Source organism: Fibrobacter sp. UWB15 (assembly GCF_900177705.1).
In the GTDB taxonomy this organism is placed as follows: Bacteria; Fibrobacterota; Fibrobacteria; order Fibrobacterales; family Fibrobacteraceae; genus Fibrobacter.
Genome location: NZ_FXBA01000004.1, coordinates 67828 through 87784, shown reverse-complemented (window position 1 = coordinate 87784; position 19957 = coordinate 67828). Strand labels below are relative to the sequence as shown.

Annotated in this window: 13 protein-coding genes; 6 read left to right on the top strand and 7 right to left on the bottom strand. The window is 51.3% G+C overall.

Translation table 11 applies throughout. From position 1 onward, the window contains the following. Window positions 1-38: 38 nt before the first annotated feature. A complete protein-coding gene (locus tag B9Y58_RS07865; RefSeq protein WP_073057538.1) occupies window positions 39-641 on the top strand; it encodes a 4'-phosphopantetheinyl transferase family protein in 603 nt (200 codons plus the stop codon). Here B9Y58_RS07865 and B9Y58_RS07860 read toward each other — a convergent pair. Both B9Y58_RS07860 and B9Y58_RS07855 read right to left on the bottom strand, forming a co-directional pair. Beyond that, a complete protein-coding gene (locus B9Y58_RS07860) occupies window positions 638-1096 on the bottom strand; it encodes a DUF6941 family protein (protein WP_073057540.1) in 459 nt (152 codons plus the stop codon). The genes B9Y58_RS07865 and B9Y58_RS07860 overlap by 4 nt on opposite strands. Beyond that, a complete protein-coding gene (locus tag B9Y58_RS07855) occupies window positions 1096-6378 on the bottom strand; it encodes a hypothetical protein (RefSeq protein WP_143154711.1) in 5283 nt (1760 codons plus the stop codon). Before B9Y58_RS07855 ends, B9Y58_RS07860 begins: the two co-directional genes overlap by 1 nt. A gap of 100 nt (window positions 6379-6478) precedes the next feature. Here B9Y58_RS07855 and B9Y58_RS07850 point away from each other — a divergent pair, with 100 nt between their 5' ends. Continuing rightward, the gene (locus tag B9Y58_RS07850; protein WP_073057543.1) at window positions 6479-7366 is read left to right on the top strand and encodes a prepilin peptidase; all 888 of its coding nucleotides are present in this window, start codon (window positions 6479-6481) and stop codon (window positions 7364-7366) included. A gap of 1 nt (window position 7367) precedes the next feature. Here the strand turns inward: B9Y58_RS07850 and B9Y58_RS07845 are convergent, their stop codons facing one another. After that, complete coding sequence (locus tag B9Y58_RS07845) at window positions 7368-8915, bottom strand: LamG-like jellyroll fold domain-containing protein (RefSeq protein ID WP_109639801.1); 1548 nt, start codon at window positions 8913-8915, stop codon at window positions 7368-7370. Between the two features lie 3 nt (window positions 8916-8918). Continuing rightward, entirely contained in the window at window positions 8919-9743 is an 825-nt protein-coding gene (locus B9Y58_RS07840) for a TIGR02147 family protein (protein WP_073057546.1), read from the bottom strand. A 236-nt stretch (window positions 9744-9979) separates the two neighbouring features. Between B9Y58_RS07840 and B9Y58_RS07835 the strand changes: the two genes are divergently transcribed. Next, a complete protein-coding gene (locus B9Y58_RS07835; RefSeq protein ID WP_073057548.1) occupies window positions 9980-12049 on the top strand; it encodes an immune inhibitor A domain-containing protein in 2070 nt (689 codons plus the stop codon). Between the two features lie 148 nt (window positions 12050-12197). After that, a complete protein-coding gene (locus tag B9Y58_RS07830) occupies window positions 12198-13679 on the top strand; it encodes a glycoside hydrolase family 5 protein (protein ID WP_073057551.1) in 1482 nt (493 codons plus the stop codon). Between the two features lie 94 nt (window positions 13680-13773). On the opposite strand, the gene B9Y58_RS07825 is transcribed toward B9Y58_RS07830, so the two are convergent. Further along, window positions 13774-15306, bottom strand: coding sequence for a glucuronyl esterase domain-containing protein (locus B9Y58_RS07825; protein WP_143154712.1), 1533 nt, complete (start codon window positions 15304-15306; stop codon window positions 13774-13776). 231 nt (window positions 15307-15537) lie between these two features. Between B9Y58_RS07825 and B9Y58_RS14590 the strand changes: the two genes are divergently transcribed. After that, window positions 15538-15693 carry a hypothetical protein gene (locus tag B9Y58_RS14590; RefSeq protein WP_158278364.1) on the top strand — a complete coding sequence of 52 codons (156 nt, stop codon included), beginning with the start codon at window positions 15538-15540 and terminating at the stop codon, window positions 15691-15693. Next, on the top strand, window positions 15690-16217 hold the full coding sequence (locus B9Y58_RS14890) for a hypothetical protein (protein WP_233247962.1): 528 nt from the start codon (window positions 15690-15692) through the stop codon (window positions 16215-16217). The genes B9Y58_RS14590 and B9Y58_RS14890 overlap by 4 nt, the downstream gene beginning before the upstream one ends. Before the next feature lie 87 nt (window positions 16218-16304). Here B9Y58_RS14890 and B9Y58_RS07810 read toward each other — a convergent pair whose 3' ends face one another. Together B9Y58_RS07810 and B9Y58_RS07805 are read right to left on the bottom strand one after the other, a co-directional pair. Further along, window positions 16305-17972 carry an SGNH/GDSL hydrolase family protein gene (locus B9Y58_RS07810; protein WP_233247963.1) on the bottom strand — a complete coding sequence of 556 codons (1668 nt, stop codon included), beginning with the start codon at window positions 17970-17972 and terminating at the stop codon, window positions 16305-16307. A gap of 95 nt (window positions 17973-18067) precedes the next feature. Further along, complete coding sequence (locus B9Y58_RS07805; protein WP_085534900.1) at window positions 18068-19954, bottom strand: GDSL-type esterase/lipase family protein; 1887 nt, start codon at window positions 19952-19954, stop codon at window positions 18068-18070. Between the last annotated feature and the right edge of the window lie 3 nt (window positions 19955-19957).

Below are 19957 nucleotides of genomic sequence, written 5' to 3'. Positions count from 1 at the left end.
ACTCCTAAACTAGAAATTATCTTTGTGCTAGGCAGACCATGAACGAAAATAAAATCCATAGGCTCGATGTGGAAACTCCATTGGGGGTGGTTCACTTGGCTGGCTTTGCCCAAAAGCCAGAACACCGCCCGGTGATTTTCGGGATTTTGTCGGAGTTCTGCGGCGAATCTGTAACGGCGGCGGACTTGGTGGAATCCAAGGAAAATACACGCCCCGAGTTCCCGAAACTTGACTTTGACGTGAACTGGACTCATTCCGGTGGGTTTTGTGTGTGCGCCTTTGGTGAACGCGGCTCGCGGGGGAGTCTGCGAATCGGAGTCGATTTGGAGCGGTATTCGCCGAAGCGTTTACACCTTGCCGAAAGGTTCTTTAGCAAAGAGGAATCGGCAATGCTTGCGTGCCTCGATGAAGCGTGCGCGATGCAGGAATTCTTTAAGCTATGGTGCCGCAAAGAGGCCTTTTATAAGTGCGTGGGTGGAGAATTCTTTGAAGGAACTCTCCGTCGCAATATGCAAAAAAATCCGGTGCTTGTCGATGCACCGGATTCAAAACAGATCGAGGTTCATTTTGCGGACTTGGATGCGGCCGTCGTCGACTGCCCGATTTCCGCCGCACTCTGCGTGGCCGTCTCTGCGTTCTAGTTCGGCAGGTCCTGTTCGCCTTGGGCGATTGGGGCGTCCGGAGCCTGGCCGCCCTGCTGCGGGGCTTCGAGTGCGTAAAGCGGCAAGCTCACGAGTTCTTCGCCATCGACGAGCAGACGGATCATGTACTTGTCGGGGCGCGCGATTTGGAAGCGCTGCAGGTTAAGGACCATGTTCACTGCGGCAGTGTCAAAGCCCTGTGCCACCGGTTCCAGCGGAATTTTGGATTGCATGGGCGGCACGATCGGCTTGCCGCAAACGTCTTCGAACACGAGTGTCAGATCGTGCAGTCCGGCTTCGCTGCGGGCGTAGCGAATGCGGAACGCCGTAGAACACTGCGGAATCACCAGCGGAAATTTTGCAAATATACGGTCAAAAGCTCCAAGAATATTCAAGCGTCCGCCGGCTCCGTTTGCGGTAGCGGCGTCACAGATAGAAGCAATTTCAATATTCATTATTTAATCTCCCAGTTGTCGGCCACATACTTCATGACGAGCGGACCGTTGTTGTTATTTGCGCCGCCCGCGTTTTCGTGGGCAAGCATCGATAGGTAAAGTTTTCCGTTCTTGTCAAAGGCAAGTTCCGGAGTCAGACCGCGCAGGTAGTATCCGTTGTCTTCGTAGAAGACGGTGTTGAAGTAAGGCAGCTGGTTTTCACCGTGCAGATGCCACTTGTTGTTTTCGTAGCGGTAAACGTTGACCTGCGAAATGATGGCGCGGTCGTCGAGCGCTGCGTAAAGGACTCCGTTATTGATCGCGAGGTTAATGTTGTTGGCGAAAATACCTTCCACAATGGGGTAGCTTGTGAGCTTGTCTCCGGTCTTGGGCCAGTTGATACGGCTTGTTTCAAGAGTGCCTGTCGTAATACGCGGACCGTAATTGTTCACATCGCGGCTGTTGAACACCATGTGGATTTTGCTTCCGTTAATAGCGATTTTTGCAAGTCCGACATCGGTGGCGCGGAATCCGTCGCGGGCGAGAGGCCTGTAGTCGTTTGCGGCGTAGTAACCGTAGTACACAACGTAAGTCGTGGTGACGCCGATAACGATAAGCTTTCCGTCACTGCTGAAGGCGGCGTCCAGGTTATTGTATTTATAGTCGCCGTCAATCGTTTTGAAGTTGCCGTTCTTTGCCCAGGCAGTGCCATTGTAGTCGTACATGGAGATTTTTTGGTCTTTACTGATAAGCACGGCGTGGGGGGCTGTCTCGGATGCCTTGCTCACAAGTTTGACATCTAGCACGTTGGCGATAGCGGAACCCACCGTGGCAGGAGCGGATGTTCCGCTAGCGGACCTGTAAATGGTCAGGGATCCGCTGCTTTCGAGGACGCCGATATAGAGATCGTTGCCATGGGCGACGGTTCCAACCTTCTTGATCTTACTGTCCGTATTGATCGTGCCGACGCTTGTCCAGGTGTTGTTGCTGAGTTTTGCGATAGTCACCTTGGTGTCGTTGTTAGCGTAGGCAATCATGGGAACATCGTTTACGACTGTAAGCGACGGAGCCACGGTAGAAGAAGTTTTCTCGATAACGGTGTCTTTACCTTGGTTCCTCCAGGCCTTGCTGAAGTAGACCTTGCGGCTGACTTCCGGAGCGCGGTGACGGTTGTAGAACCCGGTAGAAGGCGTCGTCGTAGAACTGTCGCGGTAATCAAGGTAAATCGTCATGGAGCCTTCGTGCGTGCTGCGGAGGAAGGCTGCGTTGAATTCGGCAATATTTGTATCGAGAGAACCGTCCTTGTTGCCTTGGTAGAAGTTGCCGTCAACGTTGCTGAATCGCCACCAGAAGTCTTGAGCATCTTTCTTGCCCAGTTCACCGAGTACGGAATTGAATCCGCCCCATTCTTCGGTGTAGAAGTACAGGGCTTCGTCATCGACCGATTCGTCGCCGCTCCATAGGTAAACGGTGTCAGCGGCTGTGATGACTCCCTTCGGATGTTGCTGGAGAATCTTTACTTTGGTGGTGTCTTTCAAAATGTCCTTGCCGCTTGTTTCGCGGGCAGAAATAATGCAGTACATATCCTTGCCCTTTTCGGAATAGCTGGAGTCTTTTCCGATAGCGAAGGACTTGCCGTTAGCTTCGTAGTCGTATTGGGGTACGCTCTTTTCCATGGTTTTTCCAGTAGAGGCGTCAACGCATTCCCAAGAGAACCAGTCAATACCCTGCCAGGCGGAATTGACCGTTGCATCCAAAAGGAATTCGTCACCTGGGTTCACGTAGATAGAATCGGCCTTGACCCAAAGCATCGGAATTTCAGTGGTGTAGCCGATATTGATGGTGTCTCTTGCGGTGTTGCCGTCATTGTCAGTTGCCTGGGCGATACAGATAAGCTGCTGTTCTGCCGGAGCTTTCCAAACGGTGTCGAAAGAGCTGACGGTTTTCCAGTTGTTTTCGACCCCTTCGAAGGATCCGCAACTCCATTCACGTTTCACGATTTCGCCTGGGTCAGAAGGCAACTTGTTGTCGTCAGTCGCGGTTGCGTTCAGCGTAATGTTGAAGTTGGCGCGAACGGTCAGATTCTTGCTTGCGACAGTTACCTTTGGCGGTGCCTGGACAATGTCGATGATGACGGTGTCCTTGGCGGTGTTGCCGTCGTCATCGGTGACGCGGGCAATGCAGCGGTAGCCGTTTTGGGCGGTTGCTGGCATAGTCATGGTTGTGCGCGGTGTCGTTGCAGAAGAATAGCTGAAGGCGATGTTTGCAGCCTCTGCGCCGCCACAGCCCCATTCGTACTTGACCAGCGAACCCAGGGAGTCTTGGGCGTGAGCGTTCAGTTCAATCACGTCCTTGATGGTGACCTTGGTGTAATTGGCGTATGCTGTTACGGTGGGAAGCCCTAAAAGAATCGTGTATTCGGCGGTGTCCCTTGCTGTATTGCCGTCATCATCCTTGACTTGAACGACGCAGTAGTAAGCCTTGGTTGCGGTCGAGGGCATGCGCAATTCCGTTTCGGAACCATTCATCAGACTCCAATCGGGGTTAGCAAGCTCGGACTTGTTGTCGCTACAGGCGTAAGCGTATTCAGCAATGTAGCCCAGCTTGTCATTTGCGATTGCCTTGATTTTTTGAACGCTGTTAATCTTTACGGTGTCTTTTTTAGTAGCAAGGCGTACTGTGGGCAAGTCGAGCAGAGTCTTGAACGTGAGTGTGTCGAAACCTTGTTCTCCGTCATCGTCGGTTGCCCTAAAGATGCAGCGGTGGTTATTGACTTCGACGCTCGGAAGTGTCAGCTGCAGGCTGATGTCGCTGACCGATGCTGTGGGCGGGTCAATATCCTTCTTGTAATCGAAGCTGACCATTCCGTTGCTGCAGCCCCATTCAATCTTGTTGATGGTGCCGAACTTGTCGCTTGCAGACGCCTTCACGTTGACGATGCTGTTGATCTTGTATTCGTTCGTCTTGCTGTCTGTGGTTGCATTAATTGTCGGCGGGTCGCTGATTACAATTATCTTGGTGGTGGCCGACCCCTCTTTGCCGTCTTGATCTGTAACGATTGCGGTAATCATGTAGGTGCCTACAGCATTGTAAGCCAAGTTTGCTTCCTTGGTGTCGTCTGCAGGACAGGCGTAACCGGCAGCCAGTTTATTGCTATTGGAGCAGTTCCACTTGACAACCATGCTTGTGCTGGCCTTGCCCGGGTAGGTCTTAATTTTGAATGCGATTGCGTCGTTAAGGCTTACGGTGTCATCGAATGCAGGTTCCGTAAAGATGATGGAGGGATCATCGCCTAGAATACCGAATTTGACCTGAGTGCTCACGTTTGCGCCGTTTTCGGTGTAAGATACGGTCATTACGTATTCGCTACCTGCCGTTGCGATATCTTTGAGTTGATCGTAAGTGTATGTGATAGTTGCTTTGCCGTTTTCATCGACATCGACTGTTTTCTTGGTATTGTCAATGTTCCAGGACCATTCGACCTTCTTGGGCGCAGGAATAGCTTCGGTGATAGTCGCCGTAAATACGAGCGATTCGCTTACACCAATTCGGGCGTTCTTTTCGTCGTTAACGGTCAGAGCAATCTTCGTTGCCTTAATGGTGACGGTTTGTTCCAGTTTCGTGGTGTTGCCTGCGATGTCTTTTGCGCTGTAAACGAACTTGTGGTCGCCGTCAAGCAAATCGTTCAGGTTCAGCGGGCAGTTGAATATGGAGTTGCTGTCGGTCTTGTTGCAACTGAGTTGTTGTGCTTTTCCGTCAATGGTCGCTGTCACCGTGTCGAGCCTAGAACCCAGGTCGCGAGCGTAAATGCTCTGGGTGAATTGGCGTGTCGTAAGCGTGTCGATGTTCTTTACAATCAGGTAAGGTGCTACAGTGTCCTTCAGTACAATCTCGTTCATGCGGTTTGTGCCGCCTTCTTCTACAACCAGCGAATCGAGCTTGACGTGGTTGTATTCCTTGAGGTTGCTAGAGGCGGTGGCTGTGTACCTGCCCGCATCAACTTTAACGGTGTAGTTTCCCTTTTCGTTGGTGGTTGCTTCAAAGGTTTTGTTGCCGTTGCTGAATTCGATACGGATTCCCGAGTGGTTGTCGCGACTCTGGTACTTGGCTGTACCGGTGAATATTCCCTGAGTGGAACTCAGGTCCCCGATGTAGAACATCCATGGACGACTGGTGTTTTCGCCTGTCGAAATACGGGTGAGCCTTACGATGTCGTAGCCGTCGGTGGCGTACATGTCCCAGTAAATACGGCCGGTCAGTTGCTTGCCTGAGTTAACTAAGGTGATGATGTTGCTGTCGTTCTTGTCGCGGGGTTCAAAAATGTTCGAGGTAAAAGCCTTTGCGATCAAGTCGTCGTCGGTAAACGCTTTTTGCGGGGGCTGTCCGTTCTTGCCCTCCTGTGCGTAAATGAAGTACTTGAGGTCTTGCGGGTTGTCTTCGTCTTCGCCTTCGTAGTAGAAGTAGAAGCGGTCATGAATGTTGTGGCGTGCGCCGTCTTGCGGGTAAATGATTTTGAGTCGCGGAATGCGGTTGAAATGCAAGTACACGCTGTCTTTAGTGGTGTTGTCGTCGTCATCGGTGATGATTACGTAAATCTTCTGGTTCCCGAGAGAATCGATTTTCGCGTCTTTATTCTTGATGGTGATATAGAGTGAATCGCTGTCTTCGCGTGTTTCGTATTTCCATGTCTTGGCAGAATCTTTACCGCTGCCGTCTAGATCGACTTTGACGCTTGTAATGGTTCCAAAGGAATCGCTTGCGAGAATGGGGAATGTGATGTCGCCGTCATGCTTGGTCCAAAGGGTGTCCTTGGGAACAACTAGCTCGGGCTTGGTGTCGATGACCTTGACCCAGGCTTTGCGGGTGGCTGTACCTGCGGTGTCGGTTGCGTTGTTGTAGTCGATGACTACGAACTTAGGCTCGTAAAGTCCAGCCTTGGCGTATGCCCAAGTTTGCAGCTTTGCATTGCTGCCGATAATGTTGGTGTCCTTGCCGTCTTTTTTGGTAAGTGTCCACTGGTATCTTGAAATTTTGTCTTCGAAGTAGGGGAGTACGCCAATCAGGTACACGGTGTCGTTCACGGTTACGGTCAGCGTGTCCGGGATGGAATCCGCTTCGTTTACCGGGGCGTTTGCCAAGGAGTCGATAAAAGTCTCTGGAATGGGCTTGTCGAAGGCGAATACGCGGGAGTGGTTGTTCTTCAGGTTCACGTTTTCCTTGACGGAAGATTCCCTGGAACAGCCGAAAAAGGCTAGCATGACGCTAAGGCCGAGGGTAAACGTTAAAAAATGGGGTACACGCATAGCACATCCTCAATGAAATACTAAACAATTTTTACACTTTAAATCTATCTTTTTTATTTGAAAAGCGTGTGTGATTATTTACACCGATGGAGCTTGTTTTATGGAAGAAATCCCTCTTTGGTACAGTCTAGCCGTATTTTTTGTGCTGGGAGCCTGTGTCGGTAGTTTTTACAACGTGATTGTGTATCGCATGCCCCGCGGAATTTCCTTGATTAATCCGCCGTCGCACTGTCCTTTGTGCAAAAAGCATATTCCGCTGTATTACAACTTGCCTATTATTGGTTGGATTATTCTAAGAGGAAAAAGCGCTTGCTGTAAGCAGCCTATCAGTATCATTTACCCCATCGGGGAATCCCTGTGTGGCCTTTTGGGGGCGCTCGCCCTTTATGCGGCTACCGGCTTTACCACGAATTTTACTGCCCCGGTACAGAACCTTGAAGTCTGGGCCGATGCCTTGGCGCTCTTCTGGTTGCTGCTGGGCATTTATCCGGTGAGTGCGGTTGACTTTAAGTACAAATTAATTCCTGATTCCATTTCGGTGGGCGGCATTGTGGCGGGTCTCGTGATTTCGTTTATTCCGGGTGGATTGACTCCGGTTGAAAGTATCGTGGGCGCCGTCGCGGCGGGCGGTGGACTTTACCTGCTCGGCTGGGTGGCGACCAAGGTGCTGAACAAGGCCGCCATGGGCTTCGGCGATGTCAAGTTGCTGGCCGGCTTTGGCGCGATTATGGGTGTGACCCGCGCGGTCGAAGTCTTGGTGGTCGCTTCGATTCTTGGCATTCTCATTATGGTGCCGTACGCAAAGATTTCCGAACGCAGGGCTGCTAAAAAGGCTTCACAAAATAAAAAAGCTTCCGCAGATGACGCGGAAGACGAAGGTGCCGGACAGATTCCCTTTGGCCCGTTCCTTGCTGTGACCGCCCCGTTTATGTATTTGTGGGGCGACGCATTGAAGGAACTTTATTTGAAACTCGTCGTGGGCGAGTAATTTATTTCTGCATTTCGTAGAAGGCGTAGAGCCAGGCCTTGAGGCGGGTCCAGTTCTTGTCGCTCTTGTACTTGATGAAATCGCCGAAGGAGTAGAGCATTACGTCTTGCGCTGGTGCGCTACCGGTGTAGATTTCTTCGAGTTTGAAGAATTCCGTTGAAAGCTTGAGGTCGGTGTCGCGAACGGTTTCGCCGTCTATGGCAATCGTCAGGTGCTTTTTGTGAATGACGAATGAATAGTGGTGGCGTTTGCCGTCAATGACGCTTGCCTTGCCGTATTCGATAGAGTCGGTCGATACCGTATCGATGCCATTGTAGATTCTTGCGCAGAGTGCGGTGGAATCCTTTTCACAGCGGCGGATTTCAAAGCCCAGGCTGTCGGTGCCCGAGTAGAACAGACGACCGTCTTTTTCAAGACTATCCAGTTCGAACCAGAACGAAAGTGCGAAACTGCTGTCGGTAAATACCTTGCGGGTCGTAAGGAGAGAATCGGTTACGGGCTCAGAAACGAACTCGCGAATGCGGTCATACGAACTAGGAACGTTGTCCCAGTTGATATCTCCTTCGAATGCGGTCAAAGTGGTTGTGGAATCCATCTTGGGAATCACATACCAGGCGTAAAAGGAGTCTTCTGCGAACACTCTGCTGTATCTTGGTCCAAGAAGAATGTTATTCTGAGCATCAATAAATTTATCTGTGTAGTAACTGGCGCTTCTTATGTAAGATTTGCTGTCGTACCAGAAATGGATCGGCACTATAAGCGAATCTAGCGAGTATTCACCCAGGGAATCGAACAGGTCTGACTTCGGCAAGGTAAGCTCGATGTCGTAGAGATGTTTGATGCTCAAGACGTTGTCAACGAACAGAGTGTCGCCGGCGTTCAGGTTCAGCGTGACTCCGACAGCGCGGAAATCTTCGTCGTTAGAAATCTCAATTTGCTTTGCAACATCGCCATTGTTGAAAAGCGGAATGTTTCCGAGGGTGATATAGCCTTGTTTAATGTCTTCTTTGGTGATTTGCTTGCAAGCGAGTGTGCCTGTAATGCAGAGCGTGTCGCCTTTGGCGAATACACTGACAGAATCGGAATTTTCCCAAATCTTGTAATCGGTTGAAATCTGTAATGTGGCTGGCTTTCGAACTCCGACCACGACGGTGTCGATATCGTTCCTTTTCAAAATGTCGACGCCGTAGAGCGTGTCTTTTTCGCCGTCCATTCCGGTTACGGTTGCTACAACGCTGTATGCGCCCGTTATGTCTTCGAATACGGCGTAATCCCCGTATTCGACAGTGGCGGAATCCATTAACTTGGTTTTCCCGTCTACAATCTTTGTCAGGGCAAACTGGACTGTTCCCGATTTTTTGGCGGACATGGGGACCATGACATGGTCAAGATCTTCTTCAATGGCGAAAGCCACGGTGTGTCCGGATTCGGTTTCGGTGAGCACGCCTGCGGTAGAGGTCCCGTTGTCTTCGGGCATTGCGCATGCGCTGAAAAGTGTCGCCATGGAGAAGGCGAGCGTTGCAAATTTTGTCATTTCTCGTCTTGTCATGGTTTACTCCAAATTTGAGAACAGGTGAATATTCATTTGGTACACGCCGTCGGCTTGTTCCTTGTCTTCGCCAATAATGCGCCTTGCCTTCGCCTTGAATTCCTGTAGCTCCGCCTCGAGTTTCTTGTAGGCGTCACTTGAAATGCTGAAGGTGAGCGTGCTCATGACGGTCGGCTGCTTGGGCGGCGTCATCAGGGCCTGTTTCGAAAGTTCGAAGCATTGCAGTTGGTATTGCTTGATGAGTTCGGCGTTGTTGTAGGGGCCGCTGCTGATACTTTCTTTGGTGGGCTTCCAGAAGCCGTTTTCGTTCTTGCGTGCAAGTCCGAGACGCTCCAGGAGTGCAAGCGAGTCCTTGAGCTTTCCGAGCGGAACCTTGGGGAATATACGCTTTTGCACCGGAGTCATGTCGTCGTCCACGTCCATGGCGTCGAGGATTGCGAAAAGGGCGCTGTTGTACCAGTGGCTGTAGTAGTCGTAGGCGTCTTCGTTTAAAATGTGCTGCGGGTTCGGGTGCTGCTTCAAGAGCTCCTGCATCGCGGCGTTACGAATAGATTCGTTTTTGGCCTGGTCCAGTTCGACCAGGGTTTCGAAGTATTTGGCTTCTTTTTTGTCGAGTTCCAGGATTTCAATAAATTTTTGCACCATGCGGGGGCTAACCTTTTTGCCCCTGACAACATCTGCAAAGTAACTGCGGCTCTTTTCGAGGCCGAGCAGGTTGCAAATTTCAGTACGGGTAAAACTGGGCTCCTCTTTGGCGCGGGCAACCTGGTATTCTTCCAAGAACTTGCGGAAGTGAGTAAACTGGTATATGTCTAAAAAACGATTCACGGTTTTAATATAGATTTTTTACGCGAATATTGTATATTTTTTTTTGAAATTTTTGAGAACATGTTACGCAGGTCACAAAATGGCGGGAAACGGCTAAGAAATGGGAATTTTTACACCGAATTCGTCAAAATGAGCTTTTTTTAAGCTTTTATTACACGATGCTAACACATTTTTACTACAACAAGTTGGAATATTTCGGAAAAAAGGGGTTATTTTATAGATGAGGATTTTGGGAAATGAAAAAGGTGTTATTTGTATACATGATGGCGGCGGTATGCACTCTGGTTTCGCAAGTGAGTGCGCGTCCGGCTGCTCCGGGTTTCCAGACTGTTTCCAACAAAGACGGTAGCTCCGTTTCGATTCGTCATTTCGGTGATGAACATTACCACTATACTGAAACGTCCGACGGAATTTTAGTGATGGGCAACGGAGATGGTAGCTATGTGTATGTGGACCAAGATGGTTCTGCAAGCGATTTTATAGCTAAAAATGCGGTGGATCGCACCGCTGAAGAAAAATCCTTTTTGAACGGTTTAAATCAGGAGGCGGTTCATCAAAAACACCAAGAACTGAATGGTGACCGATTTCCCGAGGAAGAAGGACTAATCGAAAACGAAAATTTTAGCCATGTACCCCTGATGTCGTATAATCAGGATGGTGTGTCTGCTATGATGCTTCGTCGCCCCACTTCTGAAAGATGGACTGTAGGGGAACGCTGGTTCCCGGTACTTTTGGTCGGAACAAATGGCAAGGCTCATGGGGATTCTGCGGAATTCTATGATTTCTTGAACAAACCCGGATACAATAAGAACAGGAATGTGGGTAGCTTGCGCGATTACTTCTTGTATGTGTCAGATAGCCTTTTTGATCCGCATTTTGACGTGTACCCGATAGAACTCAATTCGACACTTGAAAGTTATGGTAGCGGTGACAATTTCCGCGAGGGTAAGTTTATTGCAGATGGATTGGATGTTCTTGCAAAGCGCGCTGATTTCTTGGCGAATGCGAAAAAGTACTGCATGAGAAATTCTAATGTCGATGGATTTATATTCCTGTTCCCCGGTATGGAGGAAGACGCGCTCAAGCAGAGTGAAATTTTTTGGGGACACCAGTTCTGGATGCAGAGCAACGGGTCTTCGACGGGCTGGTTCCCATCGGCGTACAAGGCGGGCGGCTACACCTTTGACAAGTACTTGTTTATAGCTCAATATGCCGATGGGTCTCGAAATGGTAAAATCAATAAATTGGGAATTTTTGCCCACGAATTTAGTCATGTGATGGGCTTGAATGACCATTACGGCAGAGATGCGAATGACAATCAGGTCGATGGTCCGGGTGTTTATGACATTATGTCGCTAGGCATGTACAATGGTTCTTCTTTTAACGAAGGTAATGCTCCTATGGGGTATTCCGCTTACGAAAAAGAAATTATGGGCTGGATGAAGTTGACCGAACTGGAAGCGGACAAGGTTTATTCCCTCAAAAAATTGAGTAATATGCAGGCGTATTCAGTCTCGAATCCGAATCAAAATGATGAATACTACATTGTTGAGTATCGCCCGGCAGAATCTTATGATTCGTATATAAAGAATGTGATCAGTTGGAATCAACGTGGTAATGGTGTATATGTGTGGTATATCGATTACGATAAAACGATTTGTGTGACAAATAATAATGCAAATGGCGATATTAATCACCAACGCGTGGCGATCAAGGCGGTGCAGGCGGCCAAGGGTTATTATGCGGACTTTAGCTTTGTGAACAAGAGTGGCAGGGCCTCTGTGCCTGGTGTTTACAATATTGTGCTTGATGGCGACGAAAGAGCGTGCTTTACGACTTCGCAGGGAATGTCGCTTTCGGCTTGCCCCGAAGAATCAAGCTCGTCTGTTGCAAGCTCTAGCAGTGTGGCAAGTTCCAGTAGTTTGGCCAAAAGTTCTAGCAGCGTACGCAGCTCTAGCAGTGAGCAGAAATCGTCAAGCAGTGTCGCTTCTAGCTCCAGCATGAAGATTGTGTCTTCGTCTAGCGAAATGAGATCCAGCTCGTCGGCGTTTATGAGTGTCGTCGATGTCGGCGCTGCAGTGCCGCAGGTGCGGTACTCGCTGGAAGGCCGAATGCTCCATGTGCTTGCCGATGTGCCAGGCCTTAAGGATGTGCGCCTGTTCGATATGCAAGGCCACCTGCTCTATTCGGAGAAGTTCTCCGGCAGTGCGCTGGCGCTTGATCTTGCGGGCATGAGCCACGGCGCATTCGTGGTGCGCCTGACGGCGGGGAACTTTACTTCGCAACGCAAGTTGTCTTGCCCTTAAACCCCATTCGGCAACGCGCTTGCCGATGTGGATTTTTTGTCAAAAAAGAATATTTTGGGGATGCCGTGAGCGTCCCCTTTTGATATTATATTTAGGGCAAGGTTGTTTAAATAAGTGCCTCTGGAGTTAGAGGCGCTAAAGGGTTGTTATGAAAAGACGCATCCTCAGGACTGCGGCAATGGCCGTTTCCGTGTCTTTGGTTTCGATGTCGTGGGGCGCTACGCTTCCGACTGCGACCGAAATCTTCAATAAAATGGGCTTCGGCATCAACATCGGTAACACGATGGAAGTGCCGGGCAATCCGACCGGGTGGGGCAACAAGTTCCCGACAGAGGCCTACATCGATTCGGTAAAGGCGGCCGGATTCAGCACGATTCGCATTCCTTGCGCCTGGGATAGCCACGCCAAAGACGGAGTCATTAACGAAAGTTGGATGGATTCCGTGCAGACGGTGGTGGACATGTGCATGCGCGCAGGGTTAGTGACGGTTCTCAACATTCATTGGGATGGCGGCTGGCTCGAAGGGAACTTGAGTGACGACAAGAAGGACGAAGTGAACGCCAAGCAGAAGGCGTACTGGACCCAGATTGCCACACGCTTCAAGAACTACAACGAACGCCTGCTTTTCGCGAGCGCAAACGAGCCTGCTACGACTGACGATAATTACAAGCATGAAACCGAAATCTTGGCAACATACCACCAGACTTTCGTGGACGCCGTGCGTGCCACGGGTGGTAACAACGCAAGCCGTACGCTTGTGATTCAAGGGCCTTCTACAAGTATTGACCGCTCGGTTGAAGTCTATACGGTGGATAAGCTCCCGAAAGACGTGATCGGGAACCGTTTGATGTTTGAGGTTCACTACTACGATCCGTACACCTATACGCTGATGAATGAACCTGCCAACTGGGGCGCCATTGTGGAACCGCAGTATTATTGGGGTACGGGCGACAATCTTGCTACGGGTGACGATATCGTCCATAATTGCGGTTACAACGCTTGGGGTGGCGGCATGGGAGATCCTTGCACCAAGAGCCAGATGGATGCATCGCTTGGCAAGATGAAGAAAAATTACGTGGACAAGGGTGTGCCGGTGATTATCGGTGAATTTGGCGCAAATGACCGCGTAGGCGTGCTTACGGGCAGCAACTACGACAAGCACCGCAAAGGTCGCCTTGAATATTACCAGGCGTTCATGAGTTCCTGCAAGGCGAATCAGGTGGTGCCGATTGCTTGGGATACGGGTCACGAAGGTGAAAACAACATGACCATTATCCGCAGGCAGAGTGAGCCCGATGGCTCCATTTTTGACAAAGATGTGCTAGACATTATGCGGAAAGCGTATGGTCTTGGCGACTATGTGAATACGGGAATTACTCATGTTGAAAACTTCGTGGAAGGCGGTACCGGAACGATTGCCGTGCGGAATGGCGGCGTTACGAGTTCTTTTGGTCGCGTTAATCTCCGCCGCGAAGGAGCGATGCTTTATGCTAGTGGAGCCATCAAGCTGTTCGATATGAATGGCAACATGCTCCGCAGAGGAACTTCCGAGCTTTCGTTGCAGGGCTTGCGCCAAGGCGTCTATATCGCCAAAAGCGGTAATCGTCAGTTGAAAGTGAGTCTGCGCTAAGGCTCTTTGTTGCAACGAAAACTCCCCGGCGTTCGTCGGGGAGTTTTTTCGAATCAATAAGGAATAATAATTTGGAATAAGCTCTGGTTGGCTACTAGAGTCCAGTGTAGCTGAACGATTTATGGCCGAGCTTTTGGCCACAACTGCTGACAAATACAGCGGTCAACTTACCGACGCGAATGCCTGCAAGATTTCCGCCTTTTTCGCCAAATTCACGGACGAGGTTACCCTGCAAGTCGAATAAGCGGACTTTGGTGCCCTCGGGTGCGCCTTGTACATGCAAGAAGCCGTTTGATACGAACATGTTCATTGACGGAGCGAGGTGTGCCATCTTCAGGGAGGTCTTCGAAGTGTCCTGTTTGGAAGTATCCTGCACGGTCGTGTCCTGCTTGGAAGTGTCCGGCTTGGATTCTTCGTACGGGAGCGAAGGCGTTTCCCAGTCAATCCAGTCGGCATAGTTATCAATCTTGAAACCCTTGCCGTTCGTGGGCTTGACGTGGATATCGGTATTGGCGTTCTTGCCGCGCATGAACTTGTCCACGAACGCTGTCACGGAATTGTTCTGGTTCGGCGCTGCCTGGCAATGCTCATGGCCGCCGGTAAAGTCGAAACCGATACGGTCTTCGATGCCCATGGCCTTCCACACCTCGGTCGCTGCCATGATGGACTTGTAGCCCGATTCGTCGCCAAGCCATTCGTAGGGTGGGTTGCCGAGTGCAATCACTGCGCGCGGGGCGATCATGGCGATGAGTTCGTGATGGTCGTGCGGGAGCTTGTACGGGTCCTGGCTCTTGAGGCTCTGCATGAACCAGCTGTAGTTTGTGTTGTCAATTTTTTCGATGTTCGTGCCGCGGCTCGCGAAGTCTGCGGAAGTGCGCCAGGAGTTGATGCCGCCGCCACCCGATTCCTGGGCGATGGTGAGCGTCACGCGTTCGTCGAAGGCGCCTGCGAAGAGTGCCATCTTGCCCGCATAGGAACAACCTGTGACAGCAATCTTGCTCATGTCCAGGTGGTACTGGTCGGCAATTTGCGCAAGACCGTCAATCAGGCGGCTTACACCCCAAGACCATGCGGAATAGTCACCGTTCTGGTTCTTGTTGCCGTAGAACTTGTAGAAGCCCACGTTCGTGTCCTTCTGGCCGTTCATGGAGTATTTCGCGACCTGGTCGTGATTGAAGGGCACCTGCACAAAGCCGCTGAACAGGCTAGAGGAAAGCGACCCCGTACCGCTATTCATGCCGATGATAATCGGGTGCGGGCCGTTGCCAGACGGAATGCTGAACTTCGACGTAATCGTCATTGTCTTGCCGCCTTCCTTGACGGTGACCGTGAGGGTGCCGCCGCTGTAAGTGGCGCTTACGTCGGAAGGAATCGGCTTGTCGCCGATTTCGTACTTTTCGATATCGGCCTTGATTTCGTTACGACGCTTGCTCCAGTCGCCATACTTGGTGACCTTGGAGCCGTCGTGGAATTCGAATGGGTTCGGGAGTTTCTTATTGCTTTTGAGTTCGCCCGCCTTGGCGCCAAGATCCTTGCCGCGGTTTTCGAGGTCGAAATTGAGCGGTATTTCTGCAAATACCATGGAACATAAACCAAAAAGAAGCGCCGTGTGGAGGCCCTTTTTCATGTTTCACTCCTTTCGCCAAACAGAAACCCAAACCCATTGTGTTAAACAACCTTAATTATAATGGGTACTTTAAATATATGCTTGAATTGCATAGATATGGTGTTCAAATTGTTTATGCTGTGGACAAATATGTCCACATCTTTCATGCTGTAGTCCGTGGACAACCTTTTATTCCGTTATTTATGGAATTTTTGCCGTTTTTGATATATATTAGGCAAAAAAGGATGTTTTATGGGATTTGGTTTAAAAAAGAAGGGGACGGTATCGGCGCTCTGCCTAACAGTGTTTGGTGTAATTGGGGCAGGCGCCGAGCCGCTGGCTTTCCCGGAGGCGCTCGGTTTTGGTGCAAATGAAATCCGCTGGACAAGATTAACGACGTGTTCGTGAATAATTACTTTGTCTATGGCCCGAAGGGGAGTAACCCGTGGTTCCAGGTAGACAAGAACCAGAGTATCTACGCCAGCGGGAACATGATCGATACGGACCGCGACGGAAAACTGAACGGCGGGCCTTCTAGTATTTATTATTATCAGGGCGTGGGCGAGGAACTTTCGAAACCTTGGAGCGAACTTACGACGAGCGGCCCGATGCTCAGTGCGGCTAGCGCTTGGCGCTATGTGACGTCGCAGAGCGGCGTGCTCCCGTACGACGATATTGATTCCCTGATATGGCACCAGGTGGGGACACTTGGGAAAGAAGGAACCCTGGTGGAAAAATCGGCTGAAGCGGATTCGACTACTACGCGCCTCGCTGACAAGTATTATCTTCGTGCAGAAGTTGTTACGGTAGGCGTCTTTGACATGAACGGCCGATATGTGGGCGTGACTACGCAGGGACTTCCGCAAGGCCGCTACATGGTCCGCCAGAAGGTGAATGGCCGGATTGTAAATAAACTGGTCCGAAAAGACTGATTACGTCGCAACTGAATTGAACTTTAAGAAAAAATCCCCAGCCGAGATGACCGGGGATTTTTTTGGAGGTGTGTTGTTGCGAGAGAGTTAGCGCCTTGTGGCCTTGAAAATCCCGAGGGTCCTGTTGCCTTGCGCGACCTTGACGAGGTAGGCGCCTTGCCGCAGGGTGATGTGGAGTTCGTTCCCCTGCATGGCGCGGAATTCCGCGATGCGGTGGCCTTGCATGTCGAAGACGCTGATGTCGTGCGCGCCGCCGTCGATGCCTTCGAGACGGAGATTGCTACCGTTGATTCGCCCGCTGATTGCATTGCTTTGCATCATGGATTCGGCGGCGGTGATGCCCTCGGTATCTTCTGTGCCGGAGGAAGCGCCTTCTGTTGCGCTGGACGATTCCGGACCGGCGATTTCTGCACTTGACGAGGATTCCGGCTCTTCGGAACTGCTGGATTCCGGCTCCACCTGAATCAAGCCACCATCGGTGATGGGCGTCTTTGCCCGTGTGAGGACGTCGAGCGGGTCGGGCTTGCTGGAATCGAACGCTTCATGATCGTCGCGCAGGTGCTTGGCGAGTTCGGGCACTTTCGCCTTGATTTCTTCGATGTTTGCGCGGGCAAGTTCGTAGGCGCCGTATTCGCAGAAGTGCGTCTTGTCGCTCGCGGTGTACATGTACATTTTTTCCTTGTTGCCTCCGAGGGCCTTGCCGAGCGTGATGCTGTGCTGGTTCAGGTCGAGCACGGTGACGCCGAGCTTTTTGCCGAGGGCGCGCATGCGTTCGGGGAGCCCGCCCACGGCTGTTTTCGGGTCGGTCTCGTTCTGCCTTGCGGTGGATGTCACGAATAGCGGAGTGGCCCCCTTCGCCTTGATTTCGTTTGCGTACTTGGTGAGGGTCGCTTCGTAGTTGTTTACGTCGTTTTGGTTCTTTTGGTCGTTATGCGCGAACTGCACGGTCACGAAGTCGCCCTTCTTGACCTCGGAGAGAATCTTTGCGAGGCGCTTCATGCTGTAGAACCCGCTGGCGGTAAGGCCCGATTCGGCGTAGTTCGCGATGGCAAGGCTGGATTTGAAAAATCCCGGGGCCATCTGGCCCCAGCCCGCCCACGGTGCCATAATCTGGTCAACCACGGTGGAGTTTCCGCAGAGCCAGAGCGTGGTCACGTTGTCGTTTCGCTTGATTTCGATTCCTGCGACGGCGGGCGCCTTGCCGCTGATGACGAAGGTGAGCTTCTTGTCCCAGGTGCGGTAATCCTTTTCGCGGTCCTTGATGCTCATGGTCACCGAGCCGTCCATACTTTTTGTTTCCATGCGCCTGAGCGAAACGGTCTGCCTGCTGAACACGCCGCCGGCGAGGGTGACGCGGTCGAGCATGAGCTTGCGGTTTTCGGCCCATACGGTGGTTTCGCTTTCATTCTCGCCGTCACCGAGAATGAACGTTACCTCGTAATTGCCTTGCGGGAGCGCCACCGAGAAAACCATGTCGCCCTTCGCCGTCAAGAAATCCGTGGTGAGGTCGTCGTCCCACAGGCGGTCTACCGAAGAAACCGTCCCGCTCTCGAAGCCGTAGCCCTGCGAGTCGCTGTACTTGGTGTTGGCCTTGACCTGCGTGTAGCCCGCGGCAACCGGGCCCTCGCCAAAGTCAAACTTGTAGTTTTCGGCGGCTTCGGCCATGGAGAATGCGGCCAGAAGCGCTGCGACAGTCACCATCGTGGCTGTTTTGACAAGGGTGTCGTAGCCCTTGATTTCAGTTTTGTAATCCATAATAACATCCCTTTTACACGCGTTCGTGCTTGTACTACAAAATGTACTATAAAATTTTTAGAAAAGCAAGAAAAATTTTAATTTTTTTTGTAAATTCATTCCCCCGATACCGCAAAATGCGCAAAAATGGCGTTTTTCCCGTCAAGTTCTATGCGCAAGTAGTAGCGACCGGCCGAAAGCTGAGCGCCTCCTTGCAGGATTGCTTTGTTGCCGGCTGAAACCATGCGGGTCTCGTCGAGAACCGTCTTGCCGAGTGCATTCATGATTTGTATGCGTGCCAAACCGCCTGCGGAACGGAAAGTGAAATCTCGGGGGTTGAAAACCATTTGGTTCTTTTGCATGGTGGCGGCGATGGTGGTGCCCTTTTCGGGGTCCTGCGTGCCGCTAGAGTCCCTGAGTACTTCGGCGACGGGACAACCGACCCGGTGTACGGCCTCGTTGGTAAAGGACACCATGTCAACGTTGGGGCCTCCGTTATTTGTTGTGGAATAGAGGACCATGTCAAAATCTACGGCGTCTAGCCAAACGTCTTCCACGTAGGCGGTGTCCCAGATATCCCAGCCACCGGTAGGCGGGAGCTTTATATCGTAGGTGACGGCATCGATCTTGATTTTCATGTCGCGGTTTTCGGTCCCGTCAAAAGCGTAGCGCACCATAACCCGTGCGTTGGTGGCTGACCTGTCGGAAGTGAGCTTGTACGTAGCTGTGCTGGAAATGTCGTTGGTAAGGTTGAAGAATCCCTTGCCTACGTAGCCTTCGTGGTTCGTGTCGGTGGTGCCGTCTCCCTTGTCCGGGTTTGCCATGTCGATGGGTGAAGGCCAAGCCTTGATTCCCTTGAGGTTGGAACATTCTACGACGGCAGAACTGAATTGCGGAATTTCGGAACTGGAAGATTCGGGCGCTACAGAACTGGAACTTTCGTTTTCTGTGGCTGAATTGGCGACACAGGCGGAGCCGCCCTTGAACATGGCGGTGTAGGTCGTGTTGTGATTAGGCGTCTTGAAACCGTAGTAGAGCTTGTTGGACGAAATCTTCTTGCAGTTTTCGTCTGCCCAGTATTCAAAGGTCTCGCCGCTTGCGGGTGCCACCCGAAGGGTCATGGGGGAACCTCCCGGGAAACTCTGATTCTGCGTGATAGCGCCCTTTGTCGCGATGTTCGCCTTTACGGTCACCTTGTAGCGGGGGCGTAACGCCGAAACGAGCTTTGTGAGTTCTGCCTTTGATTCGGGCGAAAGGAAGGTGTCGTTTACGCCCCTTTCCAGTTCTTCTGCAATCATGGTGCCGTGGCCCATGGAGCCCATTTCTTGGAAGTGCGTATTCCCGTCGTTACTGCCGTTGGGGTAGTTGGGGTAAAGTCCTGCATCCAGTTGCATATAAAGGAATTTCTTGACATACGAATCCATCATTCCTTTGTATGTATTGTTATAGGTATTGTAGGATTTCATGTTCAGGTCTACGAAGGGAATCTTGTAATCCTTCGCAAGCTTTAGCATCATGCCGCGGGAATCGTAGTTGTTGCTTCCGGTAGAAAATACGTTGCGCGAACCGCTCATGGTGACGGTTGAAACCAACACCGGGGTTGCCCCGCGCTTTTGCGCCGTCGTGATGTACTGCTTCATGTAATACGGGAAGGAATCCTGGGGAACGTAGCGTTCCGGCTTGTTTGCGGTGCGGTCGTTATGCCCGAACTGCACGAATACGAAATCCCCTTTCTGGATGTTTGGCTCGAGGCTTTTTAGACGCCCGTCAACGATGAAACTCTTGGAACTGCGCCCGCCAATAGCCACATTGTTTACTTTCACGCGGGAGGCGTCGAAGAAGTTGTTCAGCACCTGGCCCCAACCTTTTTGCGGGTATGCGGAATCCTTGTAGTTGCAGACCGTAGAATCGCCGATGACATGGATGGTGAAGGATGTGGTGTCGCTCACGGCAAGGCTTGTAAACAGGCCGGCCACGATGGCGTATTTGAAAAGACTCTTCATGCA